The sequence below is a fragment of the Collimonas pratensis genome (assembly GCF_001584185.1).
Taxonomy (GTDB): Bacteria; Pseudomonadota; Gammaproteobacteria; order Burkholderiales; family Burkholderiaceae_D; genus Collimonas; species Collimonas pratensis.
Window position 1 is genome coordinate 982,522 of record NZ_CP013234.1, and the last position, 19,758, is coordinate 1,002,279.

15 protein-coding genes and 1 tRNA gene are annotated in these 19,758 nt (G+C 58.6%); 8 read left to right on the top strand and 8 right to left on the bottom strand.

Annotated features, from left to right (window positions below):
• Window positions 1–282: 282 nt before the first annotated feature.
• The 4 genes from CPter91_RS04445 (at window position 283) to waaC (ending at window position 4,905) form a co-directional block, all read left to right on the top strand.
• On the top strand, window positions 283–1,929 hold the full coding sequence (locus CPter91_RS04445; RefSeq protein WP_236905929.1) for a polysaccharide biosynthesis protein: 1,647 nt from the start codon (window positions 283–285) through the stop codon (window positions 1,927–1,929).
• 20 nt (window positions 1,930–1,949) lie between these two features.
• Entirely contained in the window at window positions 1,950–2,270 is a 321-nt protein-coding gene (locus tag CPter91_RS04450) for an H-NS histone family protein (RefSeq protein WP_061937457.1), read from the top strand.
• 192 nt (window positions 2,271–2,462) lie between these two features.
• Window positions 2,463–3,851 carry a phosphomannomutase/phosphoglucomutase gene (locus tag CPter91_RS04455; RefSeq protein WP_061937460.1) on the top strand — a complete coding sequence of 463 codons (1,389 nt, stop codon included), beginning with the start codon at window positions 2,463–2,465 and terminating at the stop codon, window positions 3,849–3,851.
• A gap of 22 nt (window positions 3,852–3,873) precedes the next feature.
• Window positions 3,874–4,905, top strand: a complete 1,032-nt coding sequence (waaC, locus tag CPter91_RS04460; protein WP_082792604.1) for a lipopolysaccharide heptosyltransferase I — start codon at window positions 3,874–3,876, stop codon at window positions 4,903–4,905.
• Here waaC and CPter91_RS04465 read toward each other — a convergent pair.
• The 7 genes from CPter91_RS04465 to fdnG form a co-directional block, all read right to left on the bottom strand.
• Window positions 4,867–4,961 (bottom strand) — tRNA-Sec (locus tag CPter91_RS04465). The two genes, waaC and CPter91_RS04465, sit on opposite strands and share 39 nt — an antisense overlap.
• A 40-nt stretch (window positions 4,962–5,001) precedes the next feature.
• Entirely contained in the window at window positions 5,002–6,939 is a 1,938-nt protein-coding gene (selB, locus tag CPter91_RS04470) for a selenocysteine-specific translation elongation factor (protein ID WP_061937463.1), read from the bottom strand.
• Window positions 6,936–8,378 (bottom strand): L-seryl-tRNA(Sec) selenium transferase, encoded by a 1,443-nt coding sequence (gene selA / locus CPter91_RS04475; protein WP_061937466.1) that lies wholly within the window; start codon window positions 8,376–8,378, stop codon window positions 6,936–6,938. Before selA ends, selB begins: the two co-directional genes overlap by 4 nt.
• Window positions 8,379–9,326, bottom strand: a complete 948-nt coding sequence (fdhE, locus tag CPter91_RS04480; protein WP_061937468.1) for a formate dehydrogenase accessory protein FdhE — start codon at window positions 9,324–9,326, stop codon at window positions 8,379–8,381.
• Between the two features lie 130 nt (window positions 9,327–9,456).
• Complete coding sequence (locus CPter91_RS04485; protein WP_061937471.1) at window positions 9,457–10,098, bottom strand: formate dehydrogenase subunit gamma; 642 nt, start codon at window positions 10,096–10,098, stop codon at window positions 9,457–9,459.
• On the bottom strand, window positions 10,095–11,069 hold the full coding sequence (gene fdxH / locus CPter91_RS04490; protein WP_061937474.1) for a formate dehydrogenase subunit beta: 975 nt from the start codon (window positions 11,067–11,069) through the stop codon (window positions 10,095–10,097). The genes CPter91_RS04485 and fdxH overlap by 4 nt, the downstream gene beginning before the upstream one ends.
• 8 nt (window positions 11,070–11,077) lie before the next feature.
• Window positions 11,078–14,146 (bottom strand): formate dehydrogenase-N subunit alpha, encoded by a 3,069-nt coding sequence (gene fdnG / locus CPter91_RS04495; RefSeq protein WP_150119619.1) that lies wholly within the window; start codon window positions 14,144–14,146, stop codon window positions 11,078–11,080.
• Between the two features lie 225 nt (window positions 14,147–14,371).
• Here fdnG and CPter91_RS04505 point away from each other — a divergent pair, with 225 nt between their 5' ends.
• From CPter91_RS04505 to CPter91_RS04520, 4 genes are all read left to right on the top strand, one after another.
• A complete protein-coding gene (locus CPter91_RS04505) occupies window positions 14,372–15,253 on the top strand; it encodes a Kdo hydroxylase family protein (RefSeq protein WP_061937483.1) in 882 nt (293 codons plus the stop codon).
• The gene (gene waaA, locus CPter91_RS04510) at window positions 15,250–16,596 is read left to right on the top strand and encodes a lipid IV(A) 3-deoxy-D-manno-octulosonic acid transferase (RefSeq protein ID WP_236905930.1); all 1,347 of its coding nucleotides are present in this window, start codon (window positions 15,250–15,252) and stop codon (window positions 16,594–16,596) included. The genes CPter91_RS04505 and waaA overlap by 4 nt, the downstream gene beginning before the upstream one ends.
• Before the next feature lie 2 nt (window positions 16,597–16,598).
• Window positions 16,599–17,399, top strand: coding sequence for a YdcF family protein (locus tag CPter91_RS04515; protein ID WP_061937486.1), 801 nt, complete (start codon window positions 16,599–16,601; stop codon window positions 17,397–17,399).
• A 178-nt stretch (window positions 17,400–17,577) separates the two neighbouring features.
• Complete coding sequence (locus CPter91_RS04520) at window positions 17,578–18,189, top strand: 2'-5' RNA ligase family protein (RefSeq protein WP_061937489.1); 612 nt, start codon at window positions 17,578–17,580, stop codon at window positions 18,187–18,189.
• A 124-nt stretch (window positions 18,190–18,313) separates the two neighbouring features.
• On the opposite strand, the gene CPter91_RS04525 is transcribed toward CPter91_RS04520, so the two are convergent.
• Window positions 18,314–19,750 (bottom strand): efflux transporter outer membrane subunit, encoded by a 1,437-nt coding sequence (locus CPter91_RS04525; protein WP_061937491.1) that lies wholly within the window; start codon window positions 19,748–19,750, stop codon window positions 18,314–18,316.
• Window positions 19,751–19,758 lie beyond the last annotated feature (8 nt).

Consider the following 19,758-nt stretch of genomic DNA (forward strand, 5'->3'; position numbering starts at 1 on the left):
TTCTTTTTTGAATTTATCGCGCCTTCACAAACAATTAATTGCCGCAACTGCGGATTTGATTTTGTTGCCTCTGACATTTTGTCTAGCAATATGGCTGCGTCACGATGGGCTGAGCATTTGGTTATTACATCAGTATGCATTATTGATTATTTCCGCGCCTTTAATATCAATTCCCATTTTCATTAAACTAGGTCTATATAGGGCGGTTATCCGATTTATTGACCATAAAATAGTATATGTAGTGGTATTTGGTGTAACGCTGTCTGTGGTCGCTTTGGGGCCTTGGGTACTTTTACGCAAACAGTGGGTTATTCGCGAGCGGTTTTTGGTATTTATTGGGTTAGCGCAATTTTATATGTGACGGCCAGCAGATTCTTGGCGCGGGGCTATTTGTTGCGTCTCAGTGGTGTAGGTGGTGTAGTGCCAGTGGCTATATATGGAGCGGGTCAAGCGGGAACACAATTGGCGAGCGCACTTCGGGCAGGCAATGAATATTTGCCGGTAGCGTTTATTGACGATAAAAAGGAATTGCAACGCGCCACGATTGCAGGCATAAAGGTTTTTCCCGCAGATGATTTACCTAATTTGATTGCGCGATTTGGTTTTAAAGAGATATTGCTGGCAATGCCGTCTTTAAGTAAAGTGCAACAGAAGCATATACTCGATCTACTTGAGCCTCTTAAGGTGAAAATAAAAGTAACTCCTCCAATTAAGAGTCTGATCAATGGTGAGTTGCGCGTGCAGGATATTCGCGAAGTTGAGATTGAAGATTTACTTGGACGCGACCCCGTGGAGCCAAATCCCGAGCTGATTTCTGCTTGTATTGTCAATAAGTCGGTATTAGTTACGGGGGCAGGTGGTTCTATCGGATCAGAACTATGTCGCCAGATTATTAAACAGCGACCGTCTCGTTTGATTTTGTTGGAAATGTCGGAGTTCGGGTTATACGCGATTGAGCAGGAATTAAGTGAGCTGCAACGGAGCCTTGGCTTAAGTATTGAACTCTTGCCGTTCTTGGGTTCTGTGCTGGAAACCGAAAAATGTACGCGTATCATGCGTACATTTTCTGTGGAAACGGTATATCACGCTGCAGCCTACAAGCATGTACCGTTGGTTGAGCACAATCCAATTGAGGGAATTCGGAATAATGTATTCGGGACTCTCAGCGTCGCAAAAGCTGCCATAGCAGCTGGCGTTAAATCATTCGTGTTGATTTCGACGGATAAAGCGGTGCGACCAACAAATGTGATGGGTTCCACGAAGCGTTTTGCCGAATTGATTCTACAGGCATTCTCTCGTGTGCAAGCCAAAGGTGCGGCAAAGACAAGGTTCTGTATGGTGCGTTTTGGTAACGTGCTAGGCTCATCGGGTTCAGTTGTGCCATTGTTTCGAAAGCAAATCATGGCGGGTGGACCAATTACGTTGACTCATCCCGAAATCACGCGATACTTCATGACAATCCCGGAAGCCGCGCAATTAGTTTTGCAGGCTGGCGCGATGGGACAGGGCGGGGACGTGTTCGTACTGGATATGGGAGATCCGGTAAAGATTATTGATCTGGCTAAACGTATGGTGCATTTGAGTGGTCTCGAGGTTTTGTCAGATCTGACACCTGAGGGCACTATCGAAATCAACCATGTTGGCTTGCGCCCTGGGGAGAAACTATATGAGGAATTATTGATTGGCGAAAATGTTGAAGGCACTGAGCACCCATTGATTTTGCGTGCGCAGGAAGTCGAAATTCCATGGCTGGTGTTGGAGGGATTGTTGATCAAGTTAGAAGATGCATGTGGCAGATTTGCATACGAAGAAGTACGCGCATTACTTGTACAAACCGTTGCAGAGTATACGCCACAGTGCGGAATTGAGGACTTTATCTGGCGAGCTAAAAAACAATCGATCGATGCGGCTGATGGAATGCTTCATTAATTTTACTTTGCGAGGGTAGTATGGATTTATCGAAATTTTCAATTGTCGAATTAAGGGCATTGCAAGATCAGGTCAAGCAAGTGCTGACGGATCTTGAGCAACAAGAACAAGCCAAAGCACGGGAACAGATTTTGGCGATTGCTCACAGTGCTGGCATCTCTTTACAAGACTTACTCGCTGCGCAAGGGCGCGGCAAGAATGCGACATCTGGCGTCAAGGTCGCTGTGCGTTATCGTCATCCTTCTGACGCTTTGTTGCAGTGGACTGGGCGCGGTCGCCAACCCAAATGGGTTCAGGAGTGGGTGGCTTCGGGGCAGTCGCTGGACGCAATACGAGTGTAGTAACCCCGCATTTGTCGCTTTGTATATAAACTCGGTTGTCCTCTTGTTTTAATGCGGTAATTGATTTTAGTTAATCACTGATGTTTCGGTATTCAAGAGATCGATATATATATAAATACGTTCGGTACGGTACTCAAGCCCGGTTTTTATTTTTCATTCAGTTAGTGCCATTTTTATTTTCATAACAAATACATGCTTCCTCTCTCAAAATCTATATTCAAAGCCTATGATATTCGCGGTGTAGTAGGCACAACGCTGGATGCTGACATTGCCCGCAAAATTGGGCACGCATTTGGTATCGCTGTTCGTGACAAGGGCGAGAAAGTAGTGATCATTGGACGTGATGGTCGTGTGTCTGGGCCAGAACTTGCAGCTGCTTTGGCCGCCGGCATACAGGACTCGGGGCTGGATGTGCTTGACCTGGGGGTGGTAGTAACACCGATGGTGTATTTCGCCACGCATGTTCTGGATGCACGATCCGGGGTCATGCTCACCGGTAGCCATAATCCGGCGGATTACAATGGTTTCAAAATGGTGCTTGCAGGTGAAGCGATTTATGGCGACACAATCCAACAATTGTATCAAGCCATTGCACGCGGCAGTGTAGATGTTGCAACGGCAGAGCCAATTGGCAGCTACCGTCAATATGACATCAGGGATACTTATCTGCAACGTATTGTCGGCGACACGAAGTTGGCGCGTCCGATGAAAATTGTGGTCGATTGCGGCAATGGCGTTGCTGGGGCATTTGCTGGTGAATTATATCGTGCGCTAGGTTGCGAGGTAGAAGAGTTGTTCTGCGAAGTGGATGGTACTTTCCCGAACCATCATCCCGATCCTGCACATCCCGAAAACCTACAGGATGTGATTCGTGCATTACAGCATTCCAATGCCGAACTTGGCTTGGCTTTCGATGGCGATGGTGATCGCCTGGGTGTAGTTACCAAGGATGGCCAAATTATTTATCCAGACCGTCAACTGATGTTGTTTGCGGCCGACGTGCTGACGCGCAACCCTGGCCGCGAGATTCTGTATGACGTCAAATGCACTCGCCATCTGGCACCATGGATAACCGCGCATGGTGGCAAGCCGCTGATGTGGAAAACGGGGCATTCGCTGGTCAAAGCCAAGATGCGAGAAACCGGTGCACCGTTGGGTGGTGAAATGAGCGGTCACATCTTCTTTAAGGATCGCTGGTACGGTTTTGATGATGGATTGTATGCAGGTGTACGATTGCTGGAGTTGCTCAGCCGCGCTGATGATCCATCGGCTGTCTTGAATGCACTGCCGCAATCATCCAGCACGCCGGAATTACACATGGAGCTGGAAGAAGGTGAGAATTTTGCCCTAATTGAGAAATTACGATCTGAGGCTCATTTCCCGGATGCCAACGATATTATCAAGATAGATGGGCTGCGTGTTGAGTATTCGGACGGCTTTGGTCTGGCTAGATCGTCGAATACTACCCCTGTTGTGGTGATGCGTTTTGAGGCCGAATCCGAGCAGGCGCTGGCGCGCATTCAGGCAGAATTCAAGCGTGTGATTCTTGCCGCAAAACCGGACGCAGTACTGCCTTTTTAATCTCGACATTGGCGGCCAAGGTTTGAATATCCTGATCGTCCGCGTCTCCTCCTTAGGGGATGTGGTGCATAACATGCCAATGGTGTCGGATATCCGGCGCCATTTCCCCACTGCGAATATCGATTGGGTCGTGGAAGAAGGCTACACCAGGCTGGTGCGGATGAATCCCGATGTTCGTCGGATCATCCCTATTGCCTTGCGGCGCTGGCGTAGGAGCCTGCTGTCTGCGGCGACACGAGCGGAAATTGCAAAATTCAGGAAGCAGCTCAAGCAGGACACCTACGATGTCGTATTCGATACCCAGGGCTTGCTGAAGACCAGCGTCGTCATGCGCATGGCGCGCCTGGCGCCCAACGGCCGGCGCATTGGCCTGGCGAATGCGACCGAGGGTTCGGGCTACGAACCGCTGTCGCGCATATTTCATACCAAGAGTATCAAAGTGGGCTTGCACACGCATGCAGTATTGCGTGCCCGTGAAGTCGCTGCTCAGGCGCTTGGCTACAGCGCCGACGGCACTGCCGATTTCAATCTACGTCCTGTTGCCATGAAGCCTGCGGACCTGCCGGCATGGTTGCCGGCCGTGCCGTATGCTGTTTTCTTCCATGGTACGGCGCGCGCCGCCAAACAGTGGTCCAACGCCAATTGGGTGCGGATTGCCGCCTTGCTTGCGGAGCGCGGCCTACTGGTGCTGCTGCCTTGGGGCAGCGCAGCGGAGAAAAGCAATGCCGAGCAATTGGCCAGCCAAATGAGTAATGCGCGCGTGCTGCCTAAGTTGCCCTTGATGGAAGCCGTGTTGCTGGCACAGCGGGCCGCTTTGGTGGTCGGTGTCGATACCGGTTTGACGCATATTGCGGCTGCCTTCAACCGCCCGACCATCGAACTGTACTGTGATTCGCCGCGCTGGAAAACCGAAGGCAATTGGTCGCCGCAGATCATCAACCTGGGGGAAATCGGCATGCCGCCGACGGTGGAGCAGGTAGCACAGGCAATCGACACGCTGGAGGCATGGGTCGAGTGGCGGAAGGCAGCAGGAGTCGAACCTACCCGGGAGTGACTGGCACCCCCACCGGGTTTGAAGCCCGGCCGCATCACCGGATACGTATGCCTTCCTTGCTGCGCTATCTTATCCTGATTCACAATTTCTACGCTATCAGAACCAGTCCAGGCCGCCGCCGCGCAACACATGCGCATCACGCAAGCGTCGGGTATAACCTATACGATCAAAAAATTCCAGGATCTGAATCGCGCGCTTGCGCCCGAGGCCGGTGGCGTCGCGCCAGCTTGCCGCATTCACGCCGGCCGCCGGAGGTCCGGTTGCCGTCTCTCGCTGCGCTATCAGAGTGGCCATCAGCGCAGCCAGTCCGCGCATGCGCTCATGGTGATAAAACAGATCTCGCTCAACCTGATAAACCAATCCTTGCCGCAGCAATTTTCGCAACAGCTGGCGTACCTGTTCCTCTGGCAGCGCATGGATCCGCGCCAGGTCGCGCACCCAAGGCGGATCGAAGCCCGCTGCCGCCAGTTCGGGCAGCAATTGCTGCGCCAGGAGCTGTTCGCTTTCTGACAGTGCTATCGCATGCTGCGGCAGGTGCAGCCATGCGCCGCTGCGCTGTAGCGTGCCTTCTTCGATGAGAGATGCCAGGACTGTCAGCCACAACGCGTTATCCAGCGTCGGCTGCGCCATGCGCCGCAGGCGTCCGCTGTCGACGCCTTGTTCGTCGGGAAAGCGCACATGAGAATCCGTGACTGCGTTGACTGCGCATGTTTTCAAGGATTGCCATTGAGCGGACAGCATGACAAATTTATCCTGCTCGGATGCGCCGGTGACGATGGTCTGTGCATCCGGCGGCAGCGGTAATGCGTCCGCCGGCAAGCCGGTGAGCTGCATCAGCGCCGACAGGCGCAAGCCGTCGGGCGAAGCTGCTTGCAGCAGGGGACCGAGGCCAGCGCCGTTCAGCATTTGTTCGATCGCATCAAGCCAGGCCCGCCGTTGCGATGCGCGTCGCTTTCTGGCGGGCGCGGCCGGGTCGAGTACGTGGCCGCCGCCGATGGTCATGCTGGCTTGTGCATTGCGGACAATAAAGCGGTCACCCGGCGTCGCGCAGACCGGTGACGCAAACAGTAGCTGCACCCGGCAGCGATCGCCAGCGCTCAGCGCATTCTCTTCCAGCAGCGTGAGGTGAACAAGCTGATGCAGGGTGCCGAGATGTACATGTAGAGGGGAGCGATTGCGCAGCACCAGGCCGGCGCTGGCAGACAGCTGTAATTCCACGTCAATCCGTGTGGATGGCGTGAATGCACGGGCGTCCGCCAGCCAGTCGCCGCGCCGGATGGCGTCCTTGTCGATGCCGCTCAGGTTGAGGGCACAGCGTTGGCCGGCGCTGCCGCTGGCGGCGGGGCGGTTTTGCACGTGCAGGCTGCGTACACGGACAATGTCGCCGGCCGGCATCAGCACCAGCCGATCGCCGCTGTGGACCTGACCGGAGAAAACGGTGCCGGTAACCACCGTGCCGTGCCCGGGCAGGGTGAAGACGCGGTCTATCGCCAGCCGGAACAGTCCGTCGGCGCGGCGTGGCGGCATGCTCTGGGCGACGCCATGTAGATGCTGCTGCAAGGCGGCAGTTCCGTTATCCTTCGGCAGGTTTGCCGCCACGGGAAAAATCGGGATGCCGGCCAGGGTGGCGCCGGCCAGCAGAGCTTGAATCTCGGCTGTGACTCCGGCGACGCGCGCCGAATCGACGCGGTCGATCTTGGTCAAGGCGACGGCGCCAGCCTTAACGCCCAGCCATTGCAGGATTTCCAGGTGTTCGCGGGTCTGCGGCATGACGCCGTCGTCGGCGGCGATCACTAGCAAGGCGAAATCGATGCCGGAGGCGCCCGCCACCATGGTGTGCACCAGGCGCTCGTGCCCGGGAACGTCGATGAAACCCAGCACTTCGCCATTCGACAGCGCGGTGTAGGCATAGCCTAGCTCAATCGAAATGCCGCGTTCCTGTTCTTCCTTGAGGCGGTCGGTGTTGACGCCGGTTAGCGCCTTGATCAACGTGGTCTTGCCATGATCGATATGGCCGGCGGTGCCGACGATCATAGGGAGAAATCCTGCAGTTGCGCGGTGAAGCTCGCCTCATCCTGCTGTTCCAGGCAGCGGCAATCCAGCCACAGGGCGTCGTTGGCGATGCGCCCGATCACCGGTCGTGGCAGTTGCCGCAGCGCCTGCTCCAGCTTGTCCAGCGCGCGGCCGTGGCGTTTGCCGCCGGCGTTGTCAGCGCGCAGCACCAGGCCGTAGCTCGGCAGCTGGTCGACCGGCAAGGCGCCGCTGCCGATCTGGCTGGACATTGCTTCAGATGACACCGTATAGCGGTTTGCCAGCACACTTTGCAAGAGCGGCAGCAAGCGTTCTGCCTGCTCCCTTATCTGCGCTTGTGGTCGTGTCAGCAGGCGCAGGGTGGTCAGCCGTTCGGCCAGGAATTCCGGCGCCAGATACAGCCGCAGCACCGGTTCCAGCGCGGCCAGGGTCAGCTTGCCGACGCGCAGTGCGCGTTTCAGCGGATTTTTCTTGATGCGTGCAATCAGGTCGGCGCGGCCGACGATGATGCCGCATTGCGGTCCGCCCAGCAGCTTGTCGCCGCTGAACGTGACCAGATCGGCGCCTTGACGGATGGTTTCGCGTACGGTGGTTTCGTTGGGTAGACCCCACTGCGCCAGGTCCAGCAGCGTGCCGCTACCGAGATCGACCGTCACGGCGATGCCGTGCGGCCGTGCCAATTCCGCCAGCGTGGCGACGTCGACACTGCTGGTGAAGCCGCTGATGGCGTAATTGCTGCAATGGATTTTCATCAGCATGGCGCTGCGGGCGCTGATGGCGTTGGCGTAATCGGCCGGATGGGTGCGGTTGGTGCTGCCGACTTCGACCAGCTTTGCGCCGGCGCGCTGCATGATGTCAGGCACCCGGAAGGCGCCGCCGATTTCCACCAGTTCGCCGCGCGAGACGATGACTTCCTTCCTTTGCGCCAGCGCATTCAGCATCAGGAATACCGCGGCGGCGTTATTGTTGACGACGGTCACGGCTTCGGCGCCGGTGAGTTCGCGCAAGACATCTTCGACCAGACTGTCGCGGTCCCCGCGGCCACCGGTTTCCAGATCGAATTCAAGATTGCCAGGTGAAGTCAGGGCGCTCACCACTGCCTGCACCGCTTCGTCCGGCAGTAGCGCGCGTCCCAAGTTAGTGTGCAAGACGGTGCCGCTGAGATTGAACAGCGCGCGCAAGTGCAAGCGGCTGGCCTCAGTCAGTTGCTTTCCAAGCGTGGCGCACAGCAGGGGTTCCTCGATCTCGCTGGCAGGCAGTTTTCCGGTCAGGGCCTTTGCTCTGAGGGCATCCAGGTGTTTGCGCAGCGTGGCGGTCACTTGGGTACGGCCATACTGTGCCAGCAAGGGCTGAACCTGCGGCAGATTCAGAACCCGGTCCACCGAGGGGATGTTGCTGGCGGCAGCCAGGGACGGATTGCTCAAAGGGTTCGCTCCTGACATTCAATCCTCCGCCGCTTGCCACAGCAAGGGATTGCCCTGGCGCCGTGCGTAGACGGTTTCCGCCATCAGCAGGTCTAGCGTCAGGCTTGCCAGGTCGTCGGCCAAGGGTTCCAGGTAAGGATCTTTTTCCTGGTAAAAAATCTTCAGCCAGCTGTGGCATTCATCGCAGGTCTCGGCTTTGATGGCTGCCGCGCCGGGCGCCTGCTCGTCTTCTATGGATTGATAGGCGATCCCTTTGGTGGAATCGCAATACGCGCACTTGATGCGCACCATGTGCCATTCGGCGGCGCACATGCCGCATTGCAGGTAGCGATGACCCTGCGACTGGCCATCCATCCGCACTACGCTGGCCACGGGCATGGAACCGCAGCATGGGCACAGGCCGGGGCTGTCGAGCAAGGGCACGTCGCGGATCTCGAAACGCGTCACCAGATCGCTGCAGATCACCTGCAAGGCAGCAGTGTAGAACGGTGCGCTGGCGGGATCGACCAGTTCATTATTGCGCCGCAGGATGGCTTCCGCCTGGCTGTCGCGCTGGTTGGCGCCGGTGCGCTGGATGCGCTCTATCAGCTGCGTCAGTTCCGGCGGCAGGCCGCTGAGCTTGGCGAGCTGTTCCAGCAACTGATCCAGCACTGTCTGCCAGTGAGGACTGCGCACTTGGTCCGTGGCCAGGATCAGTGGCATCAGATGCGTCTGGGCCAAGTTGGTGCGCGCTTGCTCGCGGGCATGGCTGTCCGGTTCGCCGCGCAAACCGTTCAATGCCTGCTGCTGGGCTCGCGCCAGCGATGCCATCAGGTTCAGGTAAGCGCCGATAGGATTGCCCGCCGCCAGCTGTTTCAGGCGCTGCGCCCGGTCGCTGAAAAGACTGGCGCGTTGCGGTAAGCGGACGCGTGGAATCGCGTTGTGATCCAGTGCTTCGATTTCGCCTGGTTCAAGGATACGTTGCAAGGTATTTCCTTTTTTCGCAGCAATCGGCAAAGCCTGGAAAGGCGTGCCGCTGTTTATTGTCGTGAATTACCTTGTGAAACACAAGCTGTCCAGCCAGCTTAATTATCTTGCAAGAATTGTGCAACTGATTTTACTCTCCAGTCATTTTACGATACCAGTCGGCGTGATGCTTGCGTGCCCAGGCGCGGCTGACCGTGCCGCGCGTCATGGCGCCGACCGTGCCTTTGACCCAGATGGCGGCATAGATATGCACCACGATGCCGGCGATGAGGACAAAGCCGCACAGCGCATGCAGCACTACCGCAAGCCGGATCACAAAGATCGGGAACAGCCAGGAGAACCAGGCACGCCAGATGACGATGCCGGACAGCAGCAAGCCCGCCATGCAGGCGATCATCACCCAGAACAGCATTTTCTGGCCGCCGTTGTAGCGGCCTACCGGCGGCAGGCTTTCTTCGCGGTTGTTGATGACGTCGCCGACATTTTTCAGCCAGTCGATGTCATTCTTCTCGATCAGGTTGTGGCGCCAGAAACGCAGCGCCAGCAGCGCAAAGCAGACAAACATCAGCAGCCCGATGAAGGGGTGCAGGATGCGGGTCCAGGGGCCGCCGCCCAGCACAAAGCTGAGCCAGAACATGGAAGGATGGAACAAGGCCAGGCCGGACAGCGCCAGCACCACGAAGGTGATGGCGACCAGCCAGTGATTGATGCGTTCACCGGCGTTGTAGCGGACGATCTTGTCTTTGCTTGTATCTCGGTCGGGCTGGTTCATGGTGGCAGATCCTGTGCGTTGATGTTGGGATCGTTCGCATTGTTCTCGGGCGCCTTGGGCAATGCAGCGTGCCGGGATGCACCGGCCTCTTCCTCTTCCGCCGCCTTGTCTTCTTCCGTGACTTCGTTCGGGCCGACCTTGATGTAGTGGAAGAAGCCGGCCAGCGCGGTCATGGCGATGCCGGCCAGCGCCAGCGGTTTGGCGACGCCTTTCCACAGACCGACCAGCGGGCTGATGCGCGGATTGTCGGGCAAGCCGTGATACAGCGACGGCTTGTCGGCATGGTGCAGCACATACATCACATGGGTGCCTCCGACGCCTGGCGGATCGTACAAGCCGGCTTGCGCAAAACCGCGTTCCTTGAGGTCGACGATGCGTTCCGCTGCGTGCTCCTTCATGTCTTCCTTGGTGCCGAAGACGATGGCGCCGGTCGGGCAGGTCTTGACGCAGGCCGGTTCCTGGCCGACCGCAATCCGGTCCGAGCACAGCGTGCACTTGTAGGCCTTGTTGTCTTTCTTGGAAATGCGCGGCACGTCGAACGGGCAACCGGTCACGCAATAGCCGCAGCCGATGCAGTTTTCTTCATGAAAATCGACGATACCGTTGTTGTACTGGACAATCGCACCCGGCGACGGACAAGCCTTGAGGCAGCCCGGATCTTCGCAGTGCATGCAGCCATCCTTGCGGATCAGCCATTCCAGGTTGCCGTCGGGATTTTCGTACTCGGAAAAGCGCATCACGGTCCACGAGTGTTCCGTCATGTCGGGGGGATTGTCGAGCACGCCGACGTTGACGCCGACCTCGTCGCGCAGATCGTTCCACTCCATGCATGCGGTCTGGCAGGCTTTGCAGCCTATGCATTTGGTGACATCGATCAGCTTGGCGACGGTGCCGGTCACTGGGACCCGCACGCCGGGCGGCGGCGTGGTGGTGGCGGAAACGCGTTTGATATCGAGGGATTGCAGGGCCATGGCTTCTCCTATGCTTTCTCAACCTTGACCAGGAACGACTTGAATTCCGGTGTTTGCGAATTGCCATCCCCCACGCCCGGCGTCAGCGTGTTGGCGAGATAGCCCGGTTTGGTCAGGCCTTTGAATCCCCAATGGATAGGGATGCCGACGTGATGCACAGGTTTGCCTTCGATCGTCATTTTCTTGATGCGCTTGGTCACCACGGCGACAGCGACAATGTGGCCGCGCTTGGAGCTGACCTTGACCCGCTCACCGGCCACCACCCCGACTTCCTTCGCCAGGTCCTCGCCGATTTCGACAAACTGCTCGGGCTGGATGATAGCGTTGAGATGGGCGTGCTTGGTCCAGTAATGGAAATGCTCGGTGAGCCGATAAGTGGTGCCAACGTGCGGGAAGGCGTCGGCCTTGCCGAACATGGCGCGGTCGTCCGGGAATACGCGTGCGCCCGGATTGCTGGTCGCCGCCGGATTCTTCGGAAACAGCGGGTTGTAGCCGACCGGTGTTTCAAACGGTTCGTAGTGCACCGGGAACGGTCCCTCCGCCATGCCGGCCTTGGCAAAGAAGCGTGCCACGCCTTCCGGATTCATGATGAACGGTCCCATGCCGCCGGCAGGGGCTTCATCCACCTTGAAATCTGGAACGTCGACGCCGCCCCATTTTTGGCCGTTCCAACCGATCAGCTTGCGCCTGGCGTCGAACGGCTTGCCATTGAGGTCGCAAGAAGCGCGGTTGTACAGGATACGGCGGTTGGCCGGCCACGCCCAGGCCCAGTTGAGGGTCTGGCCGATGCCGGTCGGGTCCGAGTTGTCGCGGCGCGCCATCTGGTTGCCGGCTTCGGTCCAGCAACCGGCGAAGATCCAGCAGCCGCAGGCAGTGCTGCCGTCGTCGCGGAGTTCGGCAAAACCGGCCACCTGCTCGTTTTTCTTGCGTACGATCTTGCTGGCATCTTTGGGATCGGCCAGGTCGCTCAGCGCGCGGCCGTTGTACTCCTTGGCCAGCTCTTCCGCGGTCGGGCTTTCCGGATTGGCGTAAGGCCAGGAAAGCTTGACGATGGGATCGGGATACTTGCCGCCATCGGCCGCATACATCTTGCGCATTTTCAGGAACAGGGTCGACATGATTTCCAGGTCGCTGCGCGCCTCGCCCGGTGGTTCCGCGCCTTTCCAGTGCCATTGCAGCCAGCGGCCGGAATTGACCAGGGAACCGTCTTCTTCGGCGAAGCAGGTAGTGGGCAGGCGGAACACTTCGGTCTGTATCTGGCTCGGGTCGACATCGTTGAACGCGCCATAGTTCTTCCAGAACTCGGAAGTCTCCGTGGCGAGCGGATCCATGACGACCAGGAACTTCAGCTTGGCCAGGCTGGCGCCGATCTTGCCCTTGTCCGGCGCCGCCGCCAGCGGGTTGAAGCCCTGCGCGATATAGCCGTTGACCTTGCCTTGCTTCATCAGCTCGAATACCTGCAGCATGTCGTAGGGCTTGTCCAGCTTGGGCAGGTAGTCGTAGGCCCAGTTGTTGTCCGCGGTGGCGGCATCGCCCCACCAGGATTTCATCAGGCTGACGTGGAATTTGCCGTAGTTCTGCCAGTAACTCAGCTGGTTGGGACGCAGCGGCTTGCTGGCGCGGGCGGCGATGTACTTGCCGAAATCCTGTTCGGATTCCGACGGCAGCGTCATGTAGCCCGGCAGCAGGTTGGTCATCAGTCCGAGATCGGTCAGGCCCTGGATATTCGAATGGCCGCGCAGGGCATTCATGCCGCCGCCGGCGATGCCGATATTGCCAAGCAGCAGTTGCACCATGGCGCCGGTGCGGATGATCTGCGAACCGATCGAGTGCTGGGTCCAGCCGAGCGCATACAAGATGGTGCCGGCGCGCGTCGGCGAGGCGGTGGAGGCCAGCATCTCGCACACTTTCAGGAATTTATCCTTGGGCGTGCCGCACACGCTTTCCACCATCTCCGGCGTGTAGCGCTCGTAGTGATGCTTCATCAGGTTGAAGACGCAACGCGGATGCGCCAGGGTCGGATCGGTCTTTACAAAACCGTCTTCGCCCAGTTCATAATCCCAGGTGGTCTTGCTGTAGTTGTGCTTGTCCGCGTTGTAGCCCGAAAAAATGCCATCCTCGAAAGTGAAGTCTTCACGCACGATGAAGCTGAAGTCAGTGTAGTTCTTGACGTACTCGTGCTGGATCTGGTCCTTTTCCAGCAGGTAGCGGATGACGCCGCCCAGGAAAATGATGTCGGTGCCGGTACGGATGGGCGCATAGAAATCCGCCACCGAGGCCGAGCGCGTGAAGCGCGGATCGACCACGATCAGCTTCGCCTTGTTATGCGCCTTGGCTTCGGTCACCCATTTGAAACCGCATGGATGGGCCTCGGCTGCATTGCCGCCCATGATGAGAATTACATCCGCATTCTTGATGTCGACCCAATGATTCGTCATCGCTCCACGGCCAAACGTCGGGGCAAGACCTGCCACCGTCGGACCGTGTCAGACACGCGCCTGGTTGTCGAACGCGAGCAGCCCGAGGCTGCGCATGGTTTTATGGGTCAGGTAGCCGACTTCATTGCTGCTGGCCGAGGCTGCCAGCATGCCCGTGGTCAGCCAGCGGTTGACGGTCAGGCCCTCCGGCGTCTTTTCCACGAAATTGGCGTCGCGATCCTGTTTCATCAGGGTAGCGATGCGGCTCAGGGCATCGTCCCACGACATGCGCTTCCATTCTTTCGAACCGGGCGCCCGGTATTCCGGGAACTGCAGGCGGCTGGGGCTGTGCACAAAATCCAGCAGGGACGCGCCCTTGGGACAGAGCGTGCCGCGGTTGACCGGATGGTCCGGGTCGCCTTCGATATGGATGATGCTGGCTTTGGCATTCTTGGCGCCGTCGCCGAGGCTGTACATCAGGATTCCGCAACTGACCGAGCAGTAGGGGCAGGTGTTGCGGGTTTCGACGCTGCGCGTCAGCTTGTAGCTGCGGACTTCCGCCAGCGCGGGCGCCGGTGAAAACCCCATGAGCGCCAGGCTCGAGCCCGCCAGGGTAGCGCCAGTGGTCCTGAGGAACTGGCGCCGCGACATGTGAACCATGGGTAGACCTCTCTTTGTGCATTAATGCCAAACAGCGTTCCGAACATGCGGTTTTATTATAGGATGGATTATTGTTTGCCAACAGAAGGAAATGTTGCTCCTCTGCCGCAATGACAATTTATCAAATCCGTACCGGTAAGTTTATAGTTAATTAATTGATAATTATAGCCTGATCCGGTAGATGCTGTGGTTCACGCCGCCATGGCAACGCGGCATAATACGGCCATGGAACAACAAATCATCGAAATCGATATTGCCGACTGGCAGATCAACACGCCCAACTCAGCCTGGATTTCCGCGCTGGAGGCTGGCAAAGTCCTGTATTTCCCGCATCTGAGCTTTGCCTTCACGGCCGACGAGCAGCGCTTCCTGACGCCGGCCATCCGCGATCCCAAGAGCCGCAACATCAGCCTCGACGCCAACGGCAAGCTGAAGGGCGCGCTTGGCGATACGGCTGAGCAGGCTGCGCTAGCCAAGATGATCGGACGTTTCCGCAGCCAGGCGCAGCAACTGATCCATTCGCTGCTGCCGGCGTATGCCGACGCCCGCAGCGAACTGCGCATGGCCCCTACCAGCTACCGGCCGATGCAGGTGGAAACCCGCGCCCAGTCCTGGCGCGCCGATGACCGCCGTCTGCATGTCGATGCTTTCCCTTCGCGCCCGAATTACGGCGAGCGCATCCTGCGCGTGTTTGCCAATGTCAATCCGGAAGGCGTGCCGCGCGTCTGGCGCGTCGGCGAGCCGTTTGAAGATGTCGCCCAGCGCTTCCTGCCGCGCGTAAAGGCGTATTCGCGCTGGCAGGCGCAGGCGCTGAACGCGCTGCATGTCACCAAATCCCTGCGTAGCGAATATGATCATCTGATGTTGCAGCTGCACGACGCCATGAAGTCCGATCCGGACTACCAGAAAAATGGTCCGCAAGTGACCCAGCCGTTTGCGGCCGGATCGGTGTGGGTCTGTTTTTCCGACCAGACGCCGCACGCAGTGATGGCCGGCCAGTTCATGATGGAACAAACCTTGCACCTGCCGGCAGCCAAGCAATACGACCCAGGCGCCAGTCCGCTGGCGATCCTGCGGCGCCTGACCGGCCGCGCGCTGACCGAATGAAGGCTGCAGTGGGGTTTGATGCGGGCCGGGCCTGGCGCATCCGTTTGCTGTATTCCGCAGTGTGGTGGCTGGCGATGCCGATGGTGTTGCTGCGCCTGTGGCGGCGTGGCGGCAAGGAACCGGGCTACCGCCAGCATGTGGCAGAGCGCATCGGTTTTTATCCGCCTTTGCCGGCGCCGCTGGCCGCGTCCAGGTTCATCTGGGTGCACGCGGTCTCGGTGGGCGAGACGCGCGCGGCCGAGCCCTTGATCAAGGCCTTGCTCGACGCCTATCCCGACCATGCGATTCTGCTGACGCACATGACCGCGACCGGACGCGAGACCGGCAAGCAGCTGTTCGGACAGTCGCCGCGCGTGCTGCAGTCCTTTCTGCCTTACGACACCGGCTGGATGGCGGCCCGCTTCCTGCGCCATTTCTCACCTTGCCTGTGCGTGCTGATGGAAACCGAAGTGTGGCCGAACCTGATCGTCCAGTGCGGACGCTACCAGGTGCCGGTAGTGCTGGCCAATGCGCGCCTGTCGGAGCGTTCCTTACGGCGTGGCAAGCGCTTCGCCACGCTGATGACAGAAGCCGCCAGCGGCATGTCGTGCGTTGGTGCACAAACCGATGCCGACGCCGGACGCTTGCGGCAACTGGGCGGCAGCAATGTGCAAGTCACCGGCAACCTGAAATTCGACGTCACGCCGGCGCCGGCTATGCTGGCGTTGGGAGCGGCGTTGGGCGCGCAGATCGGCCAGCGTTCGGTGCTGCTCTGCGCCAGCACCCGCGAAGGCGAGGAAGAGCTGATTCTTGCCGCATTGTCCAAGCGCTTGCAAGACCCCGATGCAGCCAGCGCGCTGCCGCCGGACCTGCTGCTGGTGATCGTGCCGCGCCATCCCCAGCGTTTTGACGAGGTGGCGGCGCTGGCGACGGCGAAAGGCTTGTCACCCTTGCGCCGCAGCAGCCTGGGCCAGCAGCCGCTGCCGGCCCAGGCCAAGGTGCTGGTGGGCGATTCCATGGGCGAGATGTTCGCCTATTACGCCATGTGCGATGTGGCTTTCATCGGCGGCAGTCTGTTGCCCATGGGTGGACAGAACCTGATCGAAGCGTTCGCGGTCGGCAAGCCGGTACTGATCGGCCAGCACACTTTCAATTTTTCCGATATTACCGAACAGGCGATCGCTGCCGGCGCGGCGCAGCGGGTGAGCGACGTCGACCATATGCTGGACGCGGCCTTCCAGCTGCTGCAGAGCGACCCGCAACGGCAGGCCATGGGCCAGCACGCCATCCAGTTCGCACAGCAGCATCGTGGCGCCACGGCGCGCACCATGATGTTGCTGGCGCCATTTATCAAGGCTCGTTGAACATGCATGCCACTGTCATTGCCACCAAAGTCATCAGCAGCCTGCTGCTGTTGCCCGCCAGTCTGATCTTGCTGTGCATCGTCGGCATGTTCTTGCGGCGCAGCTATCCTAGCGTTGCCATGGTCGTCAGTTTCACCTCTTTGCTGCTGCTTCTCGTGCTGAGTACGGAAGTGGGAGCCTTGCTGCTGGCAGGACCGCTCGAGCGACGAGTGCCGGCATTGGAAGCGAGCGCAGGTGGCGGCGCGCAGGCGATAGTCATACTGGGTGGTGGCCGCGTAAGCAATGCTCCTGAATACAATGGCGAAGACATGCCCAACTATCAGACCCTGGCGCACTTGCGCTACGGCGCCAGGCTGCAACGCCAGACCGGTTTGCCGGTCTTGGTGTCCGGCGGCATGCCGGATGGTTCACGCGTGTCGGAAGCGGTGCTGATGGCAAACAGCTTGCAGGAAGATTTTGCGGTGCCGGTGAAATGGCGTGAAGAAGTGTCGGACGATACTGCCCAGAATGCGAAGTTCTCTGCCGCCATTCTGCGGCAGGCCGGCATCAGGAAAATCTTGCTGGTGACGGATGCCTTGCACATGTCGCGCGCGCAGATGATGTTCGTGCAGGCTGGGCTTGAGGTGGTGATTGCACCGACTATATTTTTCAGCCACGAGCGGCTTACTCTGAGGAATTTTTTGCCATCCGGGGAAGGCTTGCGGCGTAGTGATTACGCTATGCATGAATGGCTGGGAATACTGTGGTTCAAGCTGCGCGCAGCTCAACCGCAGCCAAACGGCGAGGTTGCGGCCGCCAGCTGATTTGCGTTTACCCGCAGCAAACAGAAACGCCGCATTTGTGCGGCGTTTTTTTATGGCTATACGCCCACTCACTCTGTGTCAATACTGATAAGCCATATTGCGTGACCATCGATCCGGCAGCGCCTTTTTCCTCGTCGTGGTAAGTTGTCATCGACAGTTCATTTGGAAAAACCATCGTATGTCTACCAGAAAGACATCGCTGCCCGGTTTCGATTCCCAGCAAAGGCCGACAGACCGCTTGCTTTTCGCCGTTTTACCTGAGAAGCCTGCTGTTGCACGTATCGAGCAGCTTACTCACGCATTGTGCCGTGAGCATGACTTGCGCGGCGCCGCGGTGCATGCCGAACAGCTGCACATTACTCTGGTGATACTGGGCGAATATTGGGGAGTGCCGCCTGATTTGCTTGCTGCCGCGACCAGTGCTGCTTCACAGATTTCCCAGTCGGCGTTTAAAGTCCGCTTCGACTATGTCCAGACCTTCCGCAACAAATCCCGCACGACAGGAAATTATCCCGTTGTTCTGTGCGGCGATGAGGGCCTCATCGGTTTGGAGACTCTGCATCAAGATCTGACAGGCAGATTGCGCAATCTTGGCTTTAAGGGCATCTCGGCAAGCCTTACACCCCACGTGACCATGCTGTATGAGCCCGAGCCAGTTCCCAGCCATGCTGTAGCGGCAGTCGAGTGGACGGCGCATGAATTCGTGTTGTTACGCCGTCATATCAACCAGTATCTTCCTTATTCCATTTTAGGCCAGTGGCCCTTGCAGAAGGTTTCCTGGGCGCCGTAGTGATCAGTCAAGCGCCGTTTCCAGAACTGGCGACATATCCTTTTGCGTGCTACGGGAGCGCCCAATAAAAACGCCGCACAAGTGCGGCGTTTTTCATTACATCAGTGCGTTGGCTGCATCCAGGTCAGGATTTCGCCGCTACCACGGTATTTTCATTCAAGCCGCCGCCCAGCGAACGGTACAGGTCGATCGCATTGTTCAAGCGCAGCTGCCGCGTCTGAATCAAGGCTTGCTGCGCCGTGAACAGGTCACGCTGCGCATTCAGGCGGTCGGTGGAACTGGCGATGCCGTTCTTGTAGCGCAGATCGGTCAGTTTCACGCGTTCTTCCTGGGCCTTGACGTAAGCATCCTGCGCTGCCAGCTGTTCATCCAGCGTGCTGCGGGCAACCAGCGCATCGGAGACTTCCCGGAATGCGCTCTGGATGGTTTTTTCGTAGTTGGCGATCGCCAGATTCTTGCGAATCTCGCTCAGCGACAGGTTGACGCGGTTGCGTCCGCCTTCAAAGATCGGCAGCGTCAGTTGCGGCACAAACGACCAGGTGCGGCTGCCCGCCGAGAACAGGCTGCCCAGCGAAGTGCTGGAATTGCCGATGCCGGCGGTCAGTGAAATGGTCGGGAAAAAGGCGGCGCGGGCAGCGCCGATATTCGCGTTGGCCGAGCGCAGCTGCTGCTCTGCCTGGCGGATATCGGGACGGCGGTTCAGCAAATCGGACGGCAGGCCGGCCGGAATCTCGCTGACGATCTTTTCATCCGACAGCGATTGCGACGCCGGCAGTTCGCCTAGCGGCTTGCCGACCAGAAGCACCAAGGCATTGGTCGCCTGGCCGCGCTGGCGCACCAGCGTGGCCAGCGAGACGCGTGCCGATTGCACCAGCGTTTCCGAGTTGCGCAGATCCAGCGCCGAGGAGGCGCCGACGTCAAAACGCATCTTGTCCAGCTTGTAGTCGTCCAGGCGGCTGTCCAGCGTCTGCTGCGCCAGCTGCTGCTGTTCGGCATACGACTGTTCCGTCAGATAAGCCTGGGCGACTTGCGAAATCAAGCTGATTTGCGCCGATTGCTTTGCTTCTTCGGTGGCCAGGTAACTCGCCAGAGCCGCATCTTTCAGACTGCGCACGCGGCCGAAGAAGTCCAGCTCGAACGCTGTCATGTTCAAGCCCACTGAGTAGGCAGTGCCCACCGCAGGCTGGCCAGGAACCAGCTGATCCGCGGCTGTGCGGCCACGGGTGCGGCTGAAGTTGCCGTTGAAATTCGGCAGCGCATCGGCCGCGGTGATGTCGTACTGCGCCCGTGCTTCCTCGATGTTCAAGGCCGCTGTGCGCAGGTCGCGGTTGTTTTCCAGCGCGGAAGCGATCAGCGCTTGCAGGCGCTGGTCAGGGAAGAAATCGCGCCAGCCGAGTTCCACCGCATCGAATTGCACCTTGCCGTCGGCGGCAGCCGGATAGCTGCCGGCGACCGGCGCCTCCGGCCGCACGTAGGTCGGCGCCATGGTGCAACCCGAGAGCACGCCTGCCAGCAGCAGGACGCTGGTCAGATGCTTGGGTAAAAACGCCGTAGTTGCCATCGCAGTTG